Here is an 18,470-nt window from a genome sequence, read left to right as displayed (position 1 = left end):
AAGCTTCTATCGTTATTGGACTGATCTGTCCAGAATAAAATTGACGGTTTTTGGTGCCGCAGGGCAGCCATGCGTGTGTCCCCTTGAAATTTGCCTGATTTTGTGGTCTTGAGGCCGCCAATCTTTGCAGCGCTGCCTGTCATGTATGTTCAGGGACACTTCCCGCCCCTGGCAGCGCGCACCCCGTATCAGTCCCAAGGAAATGCGCCAATGGCCCGTTCAGCTCTTCTCAATGTCATGGTTCAGGCTGCCCTCAAGGCAGGAAAATCACTGGGACGTGATTTCGGCGAAGTGCAAAACCTGCAGGTTTCCGTGAAGGGACCGGGCGACTTTGTTTCGACGGCCGACCGCAAGGCCGAAAAGATTGTCAGGGAAGAGCTGCTCAAGGCGCGTCCGACCTATGGTTTCCTCGGCGAGGAGAGCGAGGAGATCAAGGGCACGGACGGCGCGCATCGCTGGATCGTCGACCCGCTCGACGGCACGACGAACTTCCTGCACGGCATCCCGGCCTTCGCTATCTCGATTTCGCTCGAACGCAACGGTGAGATTGTTGCCGCCGTGGTCTTCAATCCGGCCACCGACGAGCTCTACACCGCTGAGCGCGGCGGCGGCGCCTTCCTCAACGACCGGCGCCTGCGCGTCGCAGCGCGCCGCGCGCTGTCGGATTGCGTCATCGGCTGCGGCGTGCCGGCGCTCGGCAAGCGCAATCACGGCAAGTTCCTGGTCGAGCTTCGCCACGTCATGGGCGAAGTGGCGGGCATCCGCCGCTTGGGATCGCCGACGCTCGACCTCGCCTATGTCGCGGCAGGGCGTTTCGACGGCTTCTGGGAAGCGGAGCTTGCGCCGTGGGACATGGCGGCCGGCATCCTGCTCATCCGCGAAGCCGGCGGGTTCGCCACCGATTGGGACGGCGGGACGGCCATTCTGGAGAGCGGCGCGATCGTCGCCGGCAACGAACATATCCACAAGGCGTTGATCGAAGTCGTCAAGCGGCCTATTCCCGCCAAGTGAGCGAACGAAAATCCGGCTGTTGTAAAGTCAGGGTTTTCGCCGCGGCATACTTCAATTCGGCACAATGTTGCTCTAGTCTCCGCCAGCAATGACTCCGGAGGCAGCAGACCCTATGGAAAATGTGAATGTGGCGGAGATCGGCTCCACCGAAAAGACGGCCGGCGGTTATGCCTACAGGCTTTCGAGCCCGATGCCCTTCCTCTGGACGATGCTGCTTTTCCTCGTCATCGTCGGCTTTATCGCCGCCATCCTATTTCGCCAGACGCAGACCGCCTTCATGCACAATCCCGGCCTCAACGGGCTGATCGTCGGCGTTCTCGCAGTCGGAATCATTCTTGTTTTCAACCACGTACTGGCGCTTCGCCCCGAAGTGCGCTGGTTCAACTCGTTCCGTGCCGCCGGCAGTGCCGACAAGGTCAACCGCAATCCGCGGCTGCTTGCGCCGATGCGGGCGCTGATCGGCAGCCGCAAGACCTCGGTGGCGCTGTCGACGACGGCGCTGCGCTCGATCCTCGATTCGATCGCCACCCGCCTCGACGAATCGCGCGATGTCTCGCGCTACCTGATCGGCCTGCTTGTCTTCCTCGGCCTGCTCGGCACCTTCTGGGGCCTCATTGGCACGATCGGTTCGATCAGCATCGTCATCCAATCGCTCGATGCCGGTTCGAACGGCACGGGAGATGTGCTGTCGGCGCTGAAGGAAGGGCTTTCCACGCCGCTTTCGGGCATGGGCCAGGCGTTTTCCTCCTCGCTGCTCGGCCTCTCCGGCTCGCTCATTCTCGGCTTCCTCGACCTGCAGGCCGGCCGCGCGCAGAACCGCTTCTACATGGAGCTGGAAAACTGGCTTTCTTCGGTCACCGATGTCGGCTCCGATCTTGCCCCGGCCCTCGAGGCCGTTTCCGGCGCTTCCTCGGAGGACATGCGCGCGCTCTCCGATTATCTGCGCAAGGTCTCCGAAGAGGGCGGCGCCGGCGGCCAGCGCTCCGTCGCCGCCATGGCAAGCCTTGCCGAAGGCATTCAGGGTCTCGTCAAGAACATGCGCAACGAGCAGCAGATGCTGCGCGACTGGATCGAGGCACAGCAGGACGAGGCTAAGGCAATGCGCCGCACGCTCGACCGACTGGCCGAACGCATCGGCGTTCAGGAGCGCGCGGGCGACCGGGGCGAGCGCATGCGCGATCGTGCCACCCAGGCAGAAAAGAGCGAGGGCAAGTAATCCATGGCTCTTGCCCGTAACCGGCGCCGCGAACGCACGGTGGATTATTGGCCGGGCTTCGTCGATGCGCTGTCGACGTTGCTCATCTCAATCATGTTCCTGCTGACGGTGTTCGTCGTCGGGCAGTTCATTCTCAGCCGGGAGATCACCGGACGCGATGAGGTGCTCAGTCGCCTCAACAGCCAGATCAACGAGCTGACGCAGCTTCTGGCGCTCGAAAAGGGCAGCAACCAGGACCTCCAGGATTCGGTCGCCAACCTGCAGGCCTCGCTTGCCAGTGCCGAGGGCGATCGTTCGCGGCTGCAGGCGTTGCTGAGTGCCGGTTCAGGCGGTCAGGATGCGGCGCAGAAGCGGATCGGCTCGATGACCCAGGAGCTCGACGAGCAGAAGCAGGTGAGCGAGCGGGCGCTCAGCCAAGTCGAACTGCTGAACCAGCAGATATCAGCGCTTCGCAGCCAGATCGCCGCCGTCGAAGCGGCCCTTCAGGCATCGGAGGATAAAGACCGGGTCTCGCAGACCAAGATCGCCGATCTCGGCAGCCGCCTCAACGTTGCGCTCGCAGCGCGCGTACAAGAGCTGAACCGCTACCGTTCGGACTTCTTCGGCCGCCTGCGTGAGATCCTTTCGGATCGCGAGAATATCCGCATCGTCGGCGATCGTTTCGTTTTCCAGTCGGAAGTGCTGTTTCCCTCAGGCGGCGCCGATCTCAATCCTGAGGGGCAGACCGAGATGGCAAAGCTTGCCGCCGCCCTTCTCGATGTCGCCAAGGAAATTCCGCCGGAGATCAACTGGGTGCTGCGCGTCGACGGCCACACGGACAATGTGCCGCTTGGAGGAACGGGCCGCTATCGCGACAATTGGGAGCTCTCCTCGGCCCGCGCGATTTCGGTCGTCAAGTTCCTGATCGCGCAGGGTGTACCCGCCGACCGGTTGGCTGCCGCCGGCTTCGGTGAGTTCCAGCCGATCACACCGGGCGAAACGCCAGATGCGCGCGCCACCAACCGTCGCATCGAGCTGAAGCTGACCGAGAAGTGATCAGCCTTAAGAGCCTTTCCTGGTCAGATTGAAGCATTCTGCCGGAGCAGGTTTTCGTCAGGGCAGAGGCGATTGGCGACGGGCATACCTCCAGATACGTCCGAGCCGATCGCCTCTGATCCTGGCGGAAAGATGCCCGGCCCTTCGGGTTGGCTGAAACGGGCCGGCTGATCGACCGGCCGGCTTGGCCGTAGAACTGGGCTACGACGCGCGCCGGCCGGTCGACCATCCGACTCCGTTTGAGCCAACAGAATGCTTCAATCTGACCAGGAAAGGCTCTTGATAGCCTGCCGCGCCTCCTTCAGCCGGTCGGCGAGAAAATCGCGCACCGCGGGGCTGTCGCTGAGGCCGATCGCCGCCATATAGGCGTCGGCTGCGGCGGCATCGTCGCCGGTCCGTGCCAGAAGAAAGCCTCGCACGGCCCAATAGGGTTGATATGCTGCAACGTCGCGCCGGTCGAGTTTGTCGAGTTGTTCCAGGCCTGCGGCGGCGTTTGAGGCCCTGCCGATCACCGCAGCCTGGTTGACGCGTGCGCCGAGCGTCGGTTTCATCATCACCAGCGCTGCGTAGAGTGTCGTCAGCGCCGGCCAATCGGTCGTTCCCGAAAGCCGGCGCGCCGCGTGCGCGGACTGGATCGCGGCCTGGCACTGGAAGGGGCCGAACCGGTCGAAACCTCCGGCCTTGCGCAGCAGGGCATCCGCCTCGGCTATCATGATCGCGTTCCACGCAACCATATCCTGCTCGTCCAGCGGCACATATCGGCCATCGCTGTCGCGCCGGGCCTTGTGGCGGGCCTCGCAGTGGAGCATCAGCGACAGGAGGCCGATTGCCTCCGGTTCGTCCGGCAGCATCGCCAGAAGCGCGCGGCCGAGCCAGATCGCTTCGCCGGCAAGCGAATGGTGCTCTTCGATGCCGTCGAGACCGTCCCATCCGACGCCGTAGGCGGCGTAGATCGCCGAAAGCACGGCGGCGAGCCGCCCTGCCAGGGCCGGGCGAGACGGGACGGCGAAGGGAATGCCGGCATCGCGGATTTTCACCTTGGCCCGCACCAGCCGCTGGCTCATCGCCTCCGGCGAAACGACGAAGGCCCGTGCAATGGTTCTCGCCTCGATGCCGAGAACGGTCTGCAGCATCAGCGCCGTATGCACGGAGCTGTCGATGGCGGGATGGGTGCAGGCAAACAGCAGCTTCAGCCGCTCATCGGGAAAGACGGTGTGGCCGGCTTCGTTCATGCGTTCCTCCGCCTCCTCGAAGGCGACCGATATCGTCGTCTGCGCATTGGTCTCGACGATGCGGTGGCGGGCGGCCTGCATGAGGTTGCGGCGTGCGGCCACCAGCAACCAGGCTTCCGGGTTGCCGGGCACGCCCCGCTCCGGCCAAACACGAAGGGCGGAAGCCAGCGCTTCCGACAGTGCGTCTTCCGCCGCCGGCACGTCGCGCGAGCGGGCGGCGAGGAAGGCGATGAGCTTGCCGTAAGACTGTCGCGCTACTTTTTCGGCAGCGCGACCGGCATTGGGCAGCATTGCCGCCTCACATCTGCAGGCGCGGACGCACCTCGACCGACCCCTTGTCGGAGATCGGCACGCGGGTCGCCCATTCGAGTGCGGTGTCGATGTCGGGAACGTCGATCAGATAAAAGCCGCCAAGTTGTTCCTTGCCTTCCGGATAGGGGCCGTCCTGAACGTCGTGGTCATCGCCTTTGCGCCGCACGACCGTGCCGGTCTCCGGGGCCGTCAGCCCAGCGCCGCCGGTCATGATCCCCGCCTGGGCGAGCGCCTTGCTGTAGGCGACCCAGCCGTCGCGATAGGCGGGATCGCTGCGGTTGGCGAAATCCTCGGCGGCTTCGCGAATTATGAGAGCATATTGCATGGCAAACTCCTGATCTCGTTGTGGCGTTGATCCGGGCATCGCGATATCGGGAACATCCCGACAGCCGTGACCCCGGCGGAGCGGTTCAGCCGTTCCGAGACAATGAGGCGCGACCAGCGGCCATTTCGACATGGTTTTCAATAAATCTAAAAAAAAAGAAATGGCGCGGAGATCACAAGCAAACAGGCCGGGCTCGAGGCGCCAGCGCTGCTTATCGGCCGCGCGGAGAGGCAGGGCGGCGTTTCACGCCGCCGCTGCCATCCTGCTCAGGCTTCGGCCTTCGTCTGGTCGATGACGTCGGCACCTGGCGTGTTCTTCTTGATCGATTCGATAGCACTCATGGCGGACGCCTTCGCCTTGTAGCCTTCGGACGAGAACATGGCTTCCCCGTTCGATGCCTTGAAGCGGAAGCGGAACTCGCCGGCCTTATCCTTATAAACTTCGAATTTATACATGGATGTCTCCCGAAACGCTGAATTGCAACCATCAGCATCAGGGAGGCTAGATCAAAATGGCGAGCTTTTCCACTGCCTTAATTAGAATTGGCTGCTTAGAGCATGATGCCGAAAAGTGTGCGCGGTTTTTCGGACGACATCATGCTCTAATCTTTGCTGTAGAACAGGATTCAGATTTTAGGCCAACGAGCCTAAAATCATCCTGTTCTAGCGTCCAATTGCCACGATTTCCATCGGACGCAGGCGAAAGCGTCTGCGCTGCCGCCGTCACTCCATCTGGATGTTCGCGCCCTTGACCACCGGTCCCCATTTGGCGAGCTCAGCCTTCACATGGGCGCCAAGTTCCTCGGGCGTCGAGCCGACGATGGTGGCGCTGAATTCCTTCATCCGTTCAGCAACGGCGGGGTCGGCGAGTGCCTTCTTAGCCGAGGCATTGAGGCGCATCACCACCTCGTTCGGCGTCTTGGCCGGCGCGAAAAGCGCATTCCAGGTATAGGTCTCGTAACCTGCTATGCCTGACTCGGCGATCGTCGGCACGTCGGGGAAGGAGGGCGCGCGCTCGGCCGTGGTCACTGCCAGCGCCCGCAAAGTGCCGGCCTTGATGTGGCTCGACGAAGAGGGGAGGTTGTCGAACATGATCGGCACCTGATTGCCGATAACGTCGTTCAATGCCGGGCCGGCGCCCTTATAGGGAATGTGCTGCATGCTGACACCGGCCATGGACTTGAAGAGCTCGCCGGAAAGATGCAGGGGCGTGCCGTTGCCCGATGAGGCATAGCTGTATTTGTCGGGCTCGGCCTTCAGTAGCGCGATCAGCTCCGGCACGGTCTTGGCCGGCAATTCCGGGTTGACGACCAGCACGTTCGGCACGACGACAAGCAGCGAGACCGGCGCGAAATCCTTCTCGGGATCATAGGGTGTCGCCTTGAGGATGAGCGGATTGAGCGCGTGGGTGGCGACGGTGCCCATCAGAATGGTGTAGCCGTCAGGTTCGGCGCGGGCGACGTTATCGGCGCCGAGATTGCCGCCGGCGCCGGCGACGTTTTGGACGATCACCTGCTGGCCGAGATCCTCCGACATCTTCTGCGCGACGATGCGGGCAACGACATCGGTCGAGCCGCCGGCCGCGAAGGGCACGACCATGGTGATCGCGCGATCGGGAAAATCGGCAGCCGTGGCAGGCGCGCCTGAGGCAAAGGCGGCAAGCACGCCGAAACCGAGCGCAAGCCTTACACGTCGCGTCACATCGAAAGGCGCCATTCCTATCTCCTCCCAAGAATTTTGATAGCGATATCCCCACCCCGGGGCATGAAGAGGGTAGGGCAGGAGACGCGAAAGACAACCGCAGGGAGGTGCGGGGGAAGTCAGACTTTAGTCGCTATCGGCGGAGAATCGGCTGGCGGCCTATTTCGTGGCAGCGAGCACATCCTCGTTGGCGGCGTCGAACTGCAGCCGGGCCAGCCGCGCATAGATGCCGCCGTGGCGGATCAGACTCTGATGCGTGCCCTCCTCGACGATGCGGCCCTGATCCACCACGAGGATGCGGTCGGCCTTCAATACAGTTGCCAGACGATGGGCGATGACGAGCGTCGTGCGACCGTCCACCAGGCCGTCGAGCGCCTTTTGCACCAGCGTCTCGCTTTCGGCGTCAAGCGCGGACGTCGCCTCGTCGAGCAGCAGCACCGGCGCGTTCTTCAGGATGGCGCGAGCGATGGCGATGCGCTGGCGCTGGCCGCCGGAGAGCGTGATGCCACGTTCGCCGACCTCTGTCTCGTAACCCTGATCCAGCCGCGTGATGAATTCATCGGCCTGGGCCGCCAGGGCTGCGGCGCGGATCTCGTCACGCGAGGCTCCGGGACGGCCGAAGGCGATGTTGTCATGGATCGAGGCGGCAAAGATGGTGACATCCTGCGGCACGATGGCAATGCGCTGGCGCAGCTCATCGGGCGTCGTCAGCCGCGCATCGACATCGTCGATTTTCACGCTGCCCCGCTGCGGATCGTAGAAGCGCAGCAGCAGCGAGAAGATTGTGCTCTTGCCGGCACCGGAAGGGCCGACGATGGCGACCGTCTCACCCGGCATGATGGCGAAGCTCAACCCATGCAGTGCCGATTTGCCGGGGCGCGAGGGATAGGCAAAGTGCACATCGGCAAATTCGACGCGGCCGCGGCCGGGCGAAGGAAGAGCCTGCGGGCTGGCGGGCGCGGCGATCGGCGAGACTTCATCGAGAAGCTCGGTCAGCCGGTCGGCAGCACCGGCTGCCTGCGAAAGTTCGCCCCAGACCTCCGACAGCGCGCCCAGCGAACCGGCGGAGATGACGGCATAGAGCAGGAACTGGCCGAGCGTGCCGGCCGAAAGCGTGCCGGCGAGCACGCTGTGGGCGCCGACCCAGAGCACGGCGACGACGCTGCCGAAGATCAGCGTGATGGCAATCCCGGTCAGCAGCGCACGCGAGCGGATGGCGGCGCGGGCAGCCTCGTAGGCGGATTCGACGGCTGTACCGTAGTGCGTCGCTGCGGCATCCTCGCCGTTGAAGGCCTGGACAGTGCGGGTCGCGGCGATCGTCTCGTTGGCGAAGGCGGAGGCGCCGGCGAGCGTATCCTGGGCGGCGCGTGAGCGCTTGCGCACCGAGCGGCCGAAGGCGACGAGCGGGAAGACGATCAGTGGGATCGCACCGATGACGAGGCTGGAAAGCTTCGGCGAGGTGACGATCATCATGCCCATCGCGCCGAGGCAAAGGATGAGGTTTCTGAGTGCCACCGAGGCTGTGGCGCCGACGGCGGATTTGATCTGCGTCGTGTCGGCGGTCAGGCGCGAGACGATCTCGCCGGACTGGTTGACGTCGAAGAAGGAGGGCGACAGCCTCGTCACATGAGAAAAGACATCGCGGCGAAGATCGGCGACAATGCGCTCGCCGATGGTGATGACGAAGTAATAGCGTAACGCGCTTGCGACCGCGAGCACGACAGCCATGATCATCAGCATGGCGAAGTAGCTGTTGATGAAGCGGCCGTCCGATTGGGTGAAGCCGTGGTCGATCATGCGACGCACGGCGAGCGGCAGCGCCAGCGAGGTGATGGCGGCAAGCGCCAACGAGATCAGCGCGCCGGCCACCAGGCCGCGATACCGCATGACGTAGGGCGTCAGCCTGCCGAGCGGCCGTAGCGACCGCCTCTTGTTTTCCTCAGCCCGTGCCTGCTCTGCCAACTCGTCTCCGATCGCCCGCAGGGCCCGCTCAATGCGGCCTGTTGGCTCTTGTTATCTAGGCGTCCTTCATGTATAGGCACCGCATCCTAATGGGAAGCCGTAGCCATCATGACTGCGGCTTCATTTATTCAATCGGTTCGTCGGCCGCAACTGCATGCGGCAAATTGAACTCCGGTAGCGCAGGAAGATTGTTATGAAGGCAGGCATCCATCCCGAATATCACATGATCAAGGTGGTCATGACCGATGGCACCGAATACGAAACCCGCTCGACCTGGGGTTCGGAGGGTGCTGTCATGAACCTCGAAATCGATTCCAAATCGCATCCGGCCTGGACCGGCGGCAACCAGCAGCTCATGGACCGCGGTGGCCGCGTTTCCAAGTTCAACAAGCGTTTCGGCGGCCTCGGCCTCTAATCGCTTCTGCTCGATGGAATTCGAAGAAAGCCCGGTTTTGCCGGGCTTTTTTGTGTTCTCGATGTTCGGAAACAGCTTAGCGAGCAAATAAAAACCGGCCGCGTCAGACGCAGCCGGTTTCTATCGAACTCTCGCAGATACGGTCAGTTGTTGCCGAAGGCGGTCTGCAGCAGGGAAAGCTGGGCCTGGACGCTGTTCTGATTATCATGAACGATCACGGCTTCGGACGGGCGGTAGATCTCGCGGTCGAGCAAAGCGATGCGGTTCTGCAGGCGCAGGGAGCGCTCAACGAGATCACGGAAAGATTCCGGCAGGTCGCCCCAGCCGGGCGCGGCGCGGTCGACGTTGAAGCCATCGAGGCGAACCTTGTTCTTCTCGGCCAGCACCTGATCGCGGGACATTTCGCCATTGTTGACGGCACGTTGCAACAGCAGCCAGGAGGCCATCTGCATGAGACGCGTCGTGAGACGCATCGATTCTGCGGCGTACAGAACCGAAGCCATCCGCGGCAGTACCTTGGAAGCGGCGCGGCCTTGGCCATCTAGATAGGCGGCGGTCTCTTCGACCAGCGACATGCCTTCCGCATAAAGTGCCTTGAACTGCGAGGATGCAGCGGCGCGACCTGCAAAACTGATCGTGTTCAATCCAACTTCCGACATCGCAATAGTCCCTGTTGCACGCAGCTACATATATTCAGGTAACGCGGGCACCGACGGAAAAGTTTCCGAGCCCGGTCTTTATGACTTTAAGATGGTATCATTAGCCCAAATGCGCAAGCCGTTTCTTAAGAAAGGGTTAATCTCCACAGTTTCGTGGAGAAGCGCCGGCGATAGGAAAAAGAAGAGCCGCAAAAGCGGCTCTCAAGGTAAAACAGGGAGAAAAATCAGACCAATTTACCGCTTGGAAAACTGGCTGAGATCCAGAGAAAATCCGGATGAGTACAGTAATACCTTATAAAGCTTAATAATTTATTAACATTGTGCCGAAGTAAGACTTGAGGCGAACTCGTTTGTCCACCTACAGCCTTGATTTTCGGTGTTTTCTGGGACTACGAGCGGAAGAAGCTTTCCGCCGCCTGCCGCCCGGAAGCCTTGCGGGTGGCTTCGGCCTCGAGACGGGCGATCTCCGCCTTCAGCAATTCCACCCTCGCCGTCAGCTCGTCCGCCGAAAGCATGGAGAGATCGGCGCCGATCTCGTGGGCGACCTTCTTCTGCGGCCGGTCGTCGTCGATGAAGCTCATGGGTTCTCCTCCGTTGCTGCCTCGAAAATAAAACTTAATGCGTGAGGAGCGAACCTGAAAGATCGCGACGCGCTTTAGCCGAACTTTACAGCAGGATCGCTGCTTTCAGGAGACTTCCCCGTTTCAGGAGATTTGCCGGTTTCGAGCGGTTTGCCGCTGCCGCGATCGGCAAGCGACATGCTTTGCGGTGTCAGTATCGGCGAGGTGCCGGTCGGGATCGTCGTGTAGGCGTCACGATCGCTGGCCGGGACGGCGGCGCGGATGCGGCTCCTGATGATCGCGTAAACGGTGATCAGCACGTGGGCGATGGCGGTGACGAGGAAAAGCGCATGAGGCGTGATCACCGACATGACGGGGCCGCCGATCGTCGGTCCGATCACCGTGCCGATCCCGTAGAGCAGCAGCAGACCCCCGGAGACCTTGACGAAATCCTCCGATGACGCGAAGTCGTTCGCGTGGGCGACGGCGATTGGATAGAGCGTATTGGCCACCGCGCCGTAAAGGACAACGAGCCCTATCAGCAAGGCGGGCGACGTTGGGTGGAGCAAAAAGATCAGCAGGCCGGCAAGGGCGGCGACCCCGGACATGGCGGCGAGCACATAGCGCCGGTCGATGCGATCGGAAAGCCGGCCGGCCGGCAGTTGCATCACGGCGCCGGCAAAGATGGTGGAACTCATCATGATGGCGATGCTGGTGTCGGAAAGGCCGGCGCCGGCGCCGAAGACGGCGCCGAGCGTGCCATAGGCACCGTTGGCGATGCCGACGAGCAGGATGCCGAGGCAGGAGACCGGCGAATTGCGATAGAGCGCCGGCAAGTCGAGGCGCACCTCTTTCAGCGGCTGCGGCGAAGCGGCGGTCGAAAGCGTCGTCGGCAGCATGGCAATGCAATAGAAGATGCCGCAGATCATGAACAGCACCGGCGTGCGCACATCCTCGAGCGGGATCATCATCTGGCCGCCGACGACACCGAGTAGCGTGATGCCGATATAGAGCGAGAAGATCGCGCCACGGCTTTCGTTGCTGGCGCGCTCGTTCAGCCAGCTTTCGATAATCATCGAGGTGCCGGCGGTGGAGAAGCCGGTAACGGCGCGCAACACGACCCACCAGACCGGATGGATGAGGATGCCGCTCACCAGAGCAATAATGGCGATGATCGAGATGAAGCCGGAGAAGGCACGCACATGGCCGACGCGGCGCACCAGCTTCGGCGCCACCAGGCAGCCGATGACGAAGCCTCCGGCCCATGAGGTGCCGAGCAGGCCAAGGGTCGTGGTGGCGTAGCCTTCGAGATTGCCGCGCACGGGAAGCAGGATGCCCTGCAGGCCGTTGCCCATGAAAAGGAAGAGCGTGCCAAAAAGCAGCGCGGCGACGGACAGAAGGTTTCTCTTCATTTCCCCAGACTCGGTCTCAGTGATTTTGAAATAGACATAAGGCAGGACCTGCGTCAGCCCAGCCTCAAGGTGATTGATTGTGCCCCGGAATGTCTTTACGGCGTGTGGAGATCCTGTGTTCGCGCGGAAAAATGTCCGTCCTGTGACATTCCGAAAAATGGAAAAAATAAAGCATGACAAAGCTGATAGCCTTGCTGCTCATCCTTGCCATGGCGATACAGGTTATCAAGCCGCTCGGGTTTCCCGGCCTCAGGCGGCGGATGGATTTCTGGAAGATCGCGCTGATCGCTTTCGGTATCTGGGCACTGGACCTGCTCTTGCGCGACTTCCTGATGTAAACCGATATGCGGTCGTCAATCCCGCAAGGTCATTTCTCCACGCATGACGAAAACGCAGCTTCCCGAGATGACGACATCGGTGACGATGCCTTTGGATTTTACGACATCAAGAGCGATGACGCTGCGGCGGCCCATTTCGACGCCCTGTTCGATGTTGATGCGGACGTTCATATCGGCGGCCGGCGCAAGCGAAACGAGATAGGCGCCAAGCGCGGCCGAAGCGCTGCCGGTTGCCGGATCTTCGGGCACATTGTCGAGCGGTGCGAACATGCGGGCGCGGATAGTCCACGGATCGTCGGGTGTGCGGACATAGAGGAACAGCGAGAAGTCATGGCCGCTCGTCGTTTGGCGGCCGGCAGCCGCCTGGAAACCGGCAAGGTTGGGGCGGGCGGCGGCCAGCGCCTCGAGCCCGTTCAGCTCCGCGACGGCGAAGTTCAGCCCGACCGAGACAAAGACCGGCGCATGGACGGTGCTGACGACGACGCCCGGTTCGAGCGAGACGCAGCGGGCGATGGTTTCTTCGGTAATGGTCTCGCCGATCGCCAACGGCTGCGGCGCGCGGATGGCGGTGGCCTCGATCTGTCCGTTGGTGCGTTTCAGGCTGACTTCGACGATGCCGGCCTTTTCCTCGAAACGCAGCTTCTCGCCGACCAGCTTGCCGAAGATCTCCGTCCGCTGGGCGAGCACATAAGCGGTGCCGACATTCGGATGGCCGGCGAAGGGCACTTCCATCGTCGGGGTGAAGATGCGCACGCGGGCGGAATTCTCAGGGTCTTCGGGCGGCAGGACGAAGGTGACTTCGGAATAGTTGAACTCGGTGGCGATCTTCTGCATCGCCGCGTCGCTGAGGCCGCGCGCATCGGAGATGACGGCAAGCGGATTGCCCTCGAAGCGGGTGGAGGTGAAGACATCGACGGTGACGTAGGAAAGGGTGTCCATGGCGGCTCCTGTTGCAGCTGCGGCTATGGATAAGCACGGTTTTTCAAGGAACGAAGTGGTTTCTTGTCGCCGTGACAATGGGAGTAGTAGGGGGTTTAAGCACGTGACTTATTTCTACCGATTCGTTGGGAGGAGAACATCTCTCCGGACTCCCTCATTCCTGTGCCTGTCACAGGAATCCAGCCACGCCGCGTCGGCGCCGTGAATGAATCAATACGTCAGCGAAAGAGTTTTTCGCGCCCAAGGACTTGGGCGCACTGGATTCCTGTGACGAGCACAGGAATGACGGAGGCGAAGGGAGAGGGCAAGAGCCGCAACGCTGTGGTTACCGCTCTCTGCCCAATTGCAAGCGTCCGAAAAATCAGGCCGCCTTTTCAAGATCCTTCTTCCAGCTGCCCTTGGCGGCGAGGCTGTTCATCTCTGCGCGGTGGGTGAATTCGCGCTGGCCGGCGGCAACGTTTTCCGGCTTGCCATTCCAGGCCTTGAGGGCGCTGTCCTGCAGGGCGCGGCCGTAGGAGAAGGTGACGAGCCAGGGCAGGTCGGTGCTGGAATTGATGGCGGAAAGATGCGCGGTCGCTTCTTCGGTCGTCTGGCCGCCCGACAGGAAGGCGATGCCAGGAACGGCGGGCGGAACGGTCGCCTTCAGAACCTTGACCGTGCGCTCGGCAACTTCCGCGACCGAAGCCTTGCGGGCGTTCTTGCCGTCGATGACCATGTTCGGCTTCAGGATCATGCCTTCGAGGTTGACGCGCGCGTCGGCCAGTTCCTCAAAAACGATGCGCAGCGTGGATTCGGTGACTTCAGCGCAGCGGTCGATCGTGTGGTCGCCCGGTTTCCCGTCCATCAGGCATTCCGGCTCAACGATCGGAACGATCCCGGCCTCTTGGCAGAGTGCGGCATAACGAGCAAGCGCCTGAGCGTTGGCGCGGACGGAACCGCGGGTCGGCAATGTCGACGAGATGGCGATGACACCACGCCACTTGGCGAAGCGGGCGCCGGCTTCATAATAGCGCGCAAGGCGTTCGCCGAGGCCATCGAGGCCTTCGGTGACGGTTTCAGCAGGATATTTCGCCATCGGCTTGGCGCCGGTGTCGACCTTGATGCCGGGAATCGAGCCTGCGGCGCGAATGATGTCGACGAAAGGCGTGCCGTCCGCGGCCTTCTGGAAGAGGGTCTCTTCGAAGAGGATGACGCCGGAGATATATTTCTTCATCGCCTCGTCGGAGCGCAAGAGCATCTCCCGGTAGTCGCGACGGCTGGTTTCGGTCGAGTCGAGGTTGATCGTGTCGAAACGCTTCTTGATGGTGGAGGTCGATTCATCTGCCGCAAGCAGTCCCCGGCCGCCTGCAACCATCTGCACTGCAATGTCTTCCAGTCGTTCGCTCATCTCGTTCTCTCCACAGCATTAAACATCGGCGATTTAAGAATATAGGACGGCGATAACAGAAGTTGATAGCGAGGAAAATGGAAGGCTAAGTCATTGAAACGATTGAAATCAATTCAATCGTTTGAAAACATGGGATTTTTTCCACCGGCTGAGCAAAAGACCGCGGAAGGCACTCTCGCCGCCGCGGTCTATCCACATGTAAAACCAGTCGAATCGGCTTGCGATTATTTGGCGGCGTTGAGGACGGCGACGCCTGGAAGCTCCTTGCCTTCCATCCATTCGAGGAAAGCGCCGCCGGCCGTGGAGACATAGGTGAACGCGTCGGAAACGCCGGCATGGTTCAGCGCCGAAACCGTGTCGCCGCCGCCGGCAACCGAGGTAAGCTTGCCGGTTGCGGTGCGTTGCGCGGCGTATTTCGCCGCGGCGACCGTGGCGGCATCGAAGGGCTCGATCTCGAAGGCGCCGAGCGGGCCGTTCCAGACGAGAGTCGAAGCGCGCTCGATCCAGGCATTGATGGCCTCGACGGATTTCGGCCCGACATCAAGCACCATGGCATCGGCGGGGATGGCGTTGATATCGACCGTTTCATTGGCGGCACCCGCCTTGAACTCGCGGGCGATCACGCCGTCTTCCGGCAGGATGATGGCGCAGCCGGCGGTCGCCGCCTCGATCATGATCTGCTTGGCGGTTTCGGCGAGGTCATGTTCGCAGAGCGACTTGCCGACATTGGTGCCGCGAGCGGCGATGAAGGTATTGGCCATGCCGCCGCCGATGACGAGCGCATCGACCTTCTTCACCAAGTTCATCAGGAGGTCGATCTTGGTCGAGACCTTGGCGCCGCCGACGATCGCGACGACAGGGCGGGCGGGATCACCCAGGCCCTTTTCCAGCGCCACCAGCTCGGCCTGCATGGTGCGGCCGGCATAGGCCGGCAGGTGGTGGGCAAGGCCCTCGGTCGAGGCATGAGCGCGATGGGCTGCGGAGAAAGCGTCGTTGACATAGATGTCGCCATTCGCAGCAAGCGCCTTGGTGAAGTCGGGGTCGTTCTTTTCTTCGCCCTTGTGGAAGCGGGTGTTTTCAAGAAGCAGGATATCGCCGTCATTCATTGCCGCGACGGCGGAGGCCGCGGCCTCGCCGATGCAATCGGACGCCGTCAGCACGGCATGATCGAGCACTTCCTCGACCGAAGGGGCGATCAGCGACAGCGAAAGGTCCGGCGAAGGGCCGTCCTTCGGCCGGCCGAAATGGGCAAGCAGGATCACCTTGGCGCCCTTCTCGGACAGTTCGAGGATCGTCGGCGCCACACGCTCGATGCGGGTCGTATCGGTGACCTTGCCGTCCTTGACCGGAACATTGAGATCGACGCGGACGAGAACGCGCTTGCCGCGGATGTCGGAAAGATCGTCGAGGGTCTTGAAAGAAGGCATGGAGGAAATCCAGTCTTGGTTGGCGGAAGTTGCGGCGACCATAGCAAGGATCATTTGAGACGCAAGGCGTTCAACGGCCGTTTTCGCGTGTGCCTTCGTCGCGTCCGGGCGGTGCTTTCGCTGCGGTTTCGGAGGCTGCGGTTTCGCGGCTTCGGCGCCCTTTCAGCCGGTCGCGGATGCGCTGGATAATGTCCTTGAGATTAATGAAGATCGGCAGCGTGATCGCCGGTTCGACGGCTTCGAGCGACATTCCGACGGAGGTGATGTGGTCGTGCTCGTCGAGATCGCGGACGATGAGAATGATCGAACCGAGACGGACGCGGTCGGCATAGTCGGCCTTGCCGCCGAGGCGTTGCCGCATCAATTCGGCGATCGTCAGGCCCTTTTCGGATTCGTTGAGCAGGCCGGGGCCATAGGCGGCGTCGAGATCGGCGGCGGGGCGGGCGGGTGAGAGCGCGAAGGCTCCGAAAAAATCGGCATCGTCCTCATCCACCGGCGCACGGCTGGCGAAGAGCCGGTCGAGCAGGCGGGAGTAGCTCGGCACGATGAAGAGATAGACGAGATCGTTCTCGCGCAGCCGCCCGGCATACTGGTAGCGCATCGACTTGCCGTCGCGGATCACCAGCGAAGGCGTCGCCCAGCGCGGGATGCGCTCGCCGCGCAGCACGGGACTATCCTTGATGACGCGATAGGAGAGCAGTTCGTGGTTGGCGGCGCCCGGCAGGTCGACCTCGACCTTGTCGACGGCACCGATGCGCGGCGGAATGATCAGGCCAAGCTTCTTGGCGACCGGCTTGATCGTCCAGCCCTGGAGGAGCAACGAGACCAGCACGATGATAAAGGCCGTGTTGAAATAGATCTGTCCGTTCTCGAGCCCGCCGAGGATGGGCATGATGGCAAGCAGAATGGAGACGGCGCCGCGCAGACCGACCCAGGCAACGAAGCCGATTTCCTGCTGCGTGTAATCAAACGGGAGCAGCGACAGCCAGACCGCCAGCGGGCGGGCGATAAAGATCAGGAAGAGGGCAAGCAGAATGGCGGGCACGATGATGACCGGGAATTGCGACGGCGTCGCAAGCAGGCCGAGCACCAGGAACATAATGATCTGCGCCAGCCAGGTCATACCGTCCTGGAAGCGTTTGATGGTGCCGATCGCCTGCATCTTGCGGTTTCCGGCGTAAATGCCGGCGACATAGACGGCAAGGAAGCCGCTGCCGCCGACCGCGCCGGTGAAGGAGAAGACGAGAAGGGCGAGCGCCAGCACGAAGATCGGCGTCAGGCCGCGATCGGTGTCCAGCTTACTGACGATCAGCACGATCATCATGCCGCCGAGCAAGCCGAGGATGACGCCGAGGCCCATCTGCTGCACGAACATGGCGAGCATGCCGATATTGATGCCGGCGGATCGCTCGCCGCTCGCCAGCACCTCGACAAGGGCGATGGTGAGGAAGATCGCCATTGGGTCGTTGGTGCCGGATTCGACCTCCAGCGTCGAGCGCACTTTGTCGCGGATGTTGATGCCGCCGATGCGCAGCAGGAAGAAGACGGCGGCGGCATCCGTCGATGCGACGATCGAGCCGAGCAGCAGGCCTTCCAGCCAGGAGAAGTTCAAAAGCCACATGGCCGCGAAGGCAAAGAGCGAGGCGGTAATCAGCACGCCGACCGAGGCGAGTGCCAGAGAGGGCACGGCCGCGAGCCGGAAGGCATGCATCGGCGTGCCGAAGCCGGAATCAAACAGGATGACAGCCAGCGCGATGGAGCCGAGAATATAGGCGAGGTAATTGTTGCTGAACTCGATGCCAAGGCCGTCGACGCCGGCGGCAAGGCCGATCATCAGGAAAAGCAGCAGCAGGGGTGCGCCGAAGCGGAAGGCGAGCAGGCTCGAAAAAGCGGCAAGAAGCACGAGCGCCGTCGAGACCAGCACCACGATATAAAACGCTTCCATGCCCACCCCTTTTCATCGCCTGCTTTACGGATACAGCCGCTCCGGCCGATCCGCCTTGGTTCAACCCCTCCTGACGCGCGGCGGCCCACCAGTAAACGGCAAAACGTCAGAGAAGGGTAGGCCTTGCGGCTTAACCTCGTCGCGACGCTGCATCATGCTGCTGAACGGTTGCCGGACGGCCAACCGACCCGGAATGCTACGGGAGAAATTGTCTATAAAGAATGTATAGGAAAATCAGGCGAGAGCAGGGCAAAAGGGACAGGCACGGATTTTTCCTGCCGGTATCTGCGAACGGCGATAGGCCAAGACACGTTTCTGCGTTCACGCGGCGCGTCTGCCTTGTCCGAGGACGGGAAAAGGGATCGCAGCCGCACATGTTGAGAGCGGCGGCCGCTGCTCTGCTATCCCAACACTGCCTGAAATATGACGATGGCGAGAAAAGCGAGACCGATGAACGCGGCAACCCAGATAACCAGGCGATTGGCCTTTGCCAGCACCGCAGGTCTGACGTCCCGCTTGCGGTGAAACCGCTGCCGCCGCTTGAGCGTGGTGTGGGACAAGCGCTTCTGTGCCTCTGCCATTTATCGCCTCCGCT

At 62.0% G+C, this 18,470-nt stretch carries 18 protein-coding genes; 5 read left to right on the top strand and 13 right to left on the bottom strand.

Going from position 1 to position 18,470, the window contains the following annotated elements; translation table 11 throughout:
* Positions 1–210 precede the first annotated feature (210 nt).
* The 3 genes from RCCGE510_RS16055 to RCCGE510_RS16045 all read left to right on the top strand — a co-directional run bounded on the left by RCCGE510_RS16055 (position 211) and on the right by RCCGE510_RS16045 (position 3,262).
* Positions 211–1,011, top strand: coding sequence for an inositol monophosphatase family protein (locus RCCGE510_RS16055; protein ID WP_007631495.1), 801 nt, complete (start codon positions 211–213; stop codon positions 1,009–1,011).
* Positions 1,012–1,123: 112 nt separating this feature from the next.
* Positions 1,124–2,227: a MotA/TolQ/ExbB proton channel family protein gene (locus RCCGE510_RS16050; protein WP_007631488.1), complete on the top strand. Its 1,104-nt coding sequence runs from the start codon at positions 1,124–1,126 to the stop codon at positions 2,225–2,227.
* 3 nt (positions 2,228–2,230) lie between these two features.
* Positions 2,231–3,262 carry a peptidoglycan -binding protein gene (locus RCCGE510_RS16045; protein ID WP_007631487.1) on the top strand — a complete coding sequence of 344 codons (1,032 nt, stop codon included), beginning with the start codon at positions 2,231–2,233 and terminating at the stop codon, positions 3,260–3,262.
* 257 nt (positions 3,263–3,519) lie between these two features.
* Here the strand turns inward: RCCGE510_RS16045 and RCCGE510_RS16040 are convergent, their stop codons facing one another.
* The 5 genes from RCCGE510_RS16040 to RCCGE510_RS16020 all read right to left on the bottom strand — a co-directional run bounded on the left by RCCGE510_RS16040 (position 3,520) and on the right by RCCGE510_RS16020 (position 8,793).
* Complete coding sequence (locus RCCGE510_RS16040) at positions 3,520–4,785, bottom strand: DUF6596 domain-containing protein (protein ID WP_007631486.1); 1,266 nt, start codon at positions 4,783–4,785, stop codon at positions 3,520–3,522.
* A gap of 7 nt (positions 4,786–4,792) precedes the next feature.
* On the bottom strand, positions 4,793–5,131 hold the full coding sequence (locus RCCGE510_RS16035) for a YciI family protein (protein WP_007631485.1): 339 nt from the start codon (positions 5,129–5,131) through the stop codon (positions 4,793–4,795).
* Between the two features lie 266 nt (positions 5,132–5,397).
* Entirely contained in the window at positions 5,398–5,586 is a 189-nt protein-coding gene (locus RCCGE510_RS16030; protein WP_007631484.1) for a YegP family protein, read from the bottom strand.
* Positions 5,587–5,853: 267 nt separating this feature from the next.
* Positions 5,854–6,846, bottom strand: coding sequence for a tripartite tricarboxylate transporter substrate binding protein (locus RCCGE510_RS16025; protein ID WP_007631483.1), 993 nt, complete (start codon positions 6,844–6,846; stop codon positions 5,854–5,856).
* Between the two features lie 144 nt (positions 6,847–6,990).
* Complete coding sequence (locus RCCGE510_RS16020; RefSeq protein ID WP_007631482.1) at positions 6,991–8,793, bottom strand: ABC transporter transmembrane domain-containing protein; 1,803 nt, start codon at positions 8,791–8,793, stop codon at positions 6,991–6,993.
* A 193-nt stretch (positions 8,794–8,986) separates the two neighbouring features.
* On the opposite strand from RCCGE510_RS16020, the gene rpmE reads away from it, so the two are divergent.
* Positions 8,987–9,208 carry a 50S ribosomal protein L31 gene (gene rpmE / locus RCCGE510_RS16015; protein WP_003542805.1) on the top strand — a complete coding sequence of 74 codons (222 nt, stop codon included), beginning with the start codon at positions 8,987–8,989 and terminating at the stop codon, positions 9,206–9,208.
* A gap of 143 nt (positions 9,209–9,351) precedes the next feature.
* Here the strand turns inward: rpmE and RCCGE510_RS16010 are convergent, their stop codons facing one another.
* The 3 genes from RCCGE510_RS16010 to RCCGE510_RS16000 form a co-directional block, all read right to left on the bottom strand.
* Positions 9,352–9,867 (bottom strand): DUF1465 family protein, encoded by a 516-nt coding sequence (locus tag RCCGE510_RS16010; protein WP_003542804.1) that lies wholly within the window; start codon positions 9,865–9,867, stop codon positions 9,352–9,354.
* 389 nt (positions 9,868–10,256) lie between these two features.
* Entirely contained in the window at positions 10,257–10,448 is a 192-nt protein-coding gene (locus tag RCCGE510_RS16005; RefSeq protein WP_007631477.1) for a DUF1192 domain-containing protein, read from the bottom strand.
* A 74-nt stretch (positions 10,449–10,522) separates the two neighbouring features.
* Positions 10,523–11,839, bottom strand: coding sequence for an MFS transporter (locus RCCGE510_RS16000; RefSeq protein WP_007631476.1), 1,317 nt, complete (start codon positions 11,837–11,839; stop codon positions 10,523–10,525).
* Between the two features lie 173 nt (positions 11,840–12,012).
* On the opposite strand from RCCGE510_RS16000, the gene RCCGE510_RS35190 reads away from it, so the two are divergent.
* Entirely contained in the window at positions 12,013–12,177 is a 165-nt protein-coding gene (locus RCCGE510_RS35190) for a hypothetical protein (protein ID WP_007631475.1), read from the top strand.
* Between the two features lie 15 nt (positions 12,178–12,192).
* Here the strand turns inward: RCCGE510_RS35190 and RCCGE510_RS15995 are convergent, their stop codons facing one another.
* From RCCGE510_RS15995 to RCCGE510_RS15975, 5 genes are all read right to left on the bottom strand, one after another.
* On the bottom strand, positions 12,193–13,116 hold the full coding sequence (locus RCCGE510_RS15995) for a PhzF family phenazine biosynthesis protein (RefSeq protein WP_007631474.1): 924 nt from the start codon (positions 13,114–13,116) through the stop codon (positions 12,193–12,195).
* A gap of 361 nt (positions 13,117–13,477) precedes the next feature.
* On the bottom strand, positions 13,478–14,503 hold the full coding sequence (locus RCCGE510_RS15990) for a class I fructose-bisphosphate aldolase (RefSeq protein ID WP_007631471.1): 1,026 nt from the start codon (positions 14,501–14,503) through the stop codon (positions 13,478–13,480).
* Positions 14,504–14,727: 224 nt separating this feature from the next.
* A complete protein-coding gene (locus RCCGE510_RS15985; RefSeq protein ID WP_007631469.1) occupies positions 14,728–15,930 on the bottom strand; it encodes a phosphoglycerate kinase in 1,203 nt (400 codons plus the stop codon).
* A gap of 70 nt (positions 15,931–16,000) precedes the next feature.
* Entirely contained in the window at positions 16,001–17,875 is a 1,875-nt protein-coding gene (locus RCCGE510_RS15980; RefSeq protein WP_007631467.1) for a potassium/proton antiporter, read from the bottom strand.
* A gap of 401 nt (positions 17,876–18,276) precedes the next feature.
* Positions 18,277–18,456 (bottom strand): hypothetical protein, encoded by a 180-nt coding sequence (locus RCCGE510_RS15975; RefSeq protein WP_007631465.1) that lies wholly within the window; start codon positions 18,454–18,456, stop codon positions 18,277–18,279.
* Positions 18,457–18,470 lie beyond the last annotated feature (14 nt).

It is taken from the genome of Rhizobium sp. CCGE 510, from assembly GCF_000292525.1.
Classification (GTDB): domain Bacteria; phylum Pseudomonadota; class Alphaproteobacteria; order Rhizobiales; family Rhizobiaceae; genus Rhizobium.
Note: the sequence above shows the minus strand (reverse complement) of the source record. Positions and strands in the feature narration are given on the sequence as shown.

Bases quoted from the DNA above. Each gene is read 5' to 3' on its own strand.
- RCCGE510_RS16055 (WP_007631495.1), top strand. From the start codon at position 211: ATGGCCCGTTCAGCTCTTCTCAATGTCATGGTTCAGGCTGCCCTCAAG.
- RCCGE510_RS16050 (WP_007631488.1), top strand. From the start codon at position 1,124: ATGGAAAATGTGAATGTGGCGGAGATCGGCTCCACCGAAAAGACGGCC.
- RCCGE510_RS16045 (WP_007631487.1), top strand. From the start codon at position 2,231: ATGGCTCTTGCCCGTAACCGGCGCCGCGAACGCACGGTGGATTATTGG.
- RCCGE510_RS16040 (WP_007631486.1), bottom strand. From the start codon at position 4,785: ATGCTGCCCAATGCCGGTCGCGCTGCCGAAAAAGTAGCGCGACAGTCT.
- RCCGE510_RS16035 (WP_007631485.1), bottom strand. From the start codon at position 5,131: ATGCAATATGCTCTCATAATTCGCGAAGCCGCCGAGGATTTCGCCAAC.
- RCCGE510_RS16030 (WP_007631484.1), bottom strand. From the start codon at position 5,586: ATGTATAAATTCGAAGTTTATAAGGATAAGGCCGGCGAGTTCCGCTTC.
- RCCGE510_RS16025 (WP_007631483.1), bottom strand. From the start codon at position 6,846: ATGGCGCCTTTCGATGTGACGCGACGTGTAAGGCTTGCGCTCGGTTTC.
- rpmE (WP_003542805.1), top strand. From the start codon at position 8,987: ATGAAGGCAGGCATCCATCCCGAATATCACATGATCAAGGTGGTCATG.
- RCCGE510_RS16010 (WP_003542804.1), bottom strand. From the start codon at position 9,867: ATGTCGGAAGTTGGATTGAACACGATCAGTTTTGCAGGTCGCGCCGCT.
- RCCGE510_RS16005 (WP_007631477.1), bottom strand. From the start codon at position 10,448: ATGAGCTTCATCGACGACGACCGGCCGCAGAAGAAGGTCGCCCACGAG.
- RCCGE510_RS16000 (WP_007631476.1), bottom strand. From the start codon at position 11,839: ATGAAGAGAAACCTTCTGTCCGTCGCCGCGCTGCTTTTTGGCACGCTC.
- RCCGE510_RS35190 (WP_007631475.1), top strand. From the start codon at position 12,013: ATGACAAAGCTGATAGCCTTGCTGCTCATCCTTGCCATGGCGATACAG.
- RCCGE510_RS15995 (WP_007631474.1), bottom strand. From the start codon at position 13,116: ATGGACACCCTTTCCTACGTCACCGTCGATGTCTTCACCTCCACCCGC.
- RCCGE510_RS15990 (WP_007631471.1), bottom strand. From the start codon at position 14,503: ATGAGCGAACGACTGGAAGACATTGCAGTGCAGATGGTTGCAGGCGGC.
- RCCGE510_RS15985 (WP_007631469.1), bottom strand. From the start codon at position 15,930: ATGCCTTCTTTCAAGACCCTCGACGATCTTTCCGACATCCGCGGCAAG.
- RCCGE510_RS15980 (WP_007631467.1), bottom strand. From the start codon at position 17,875: ATGGAAGCGTTTTATATCGTGGTGCTGGTCTCGACGGCGCTCGTGCTT.
- RCCGE510_RS15975 (WP_007631465.1), bottom strand. From the start codon at position 18,456: ATGGCAGAGGCACAGAAGCGCTTGTCCCACACCACGCTCAAGCGGCGG.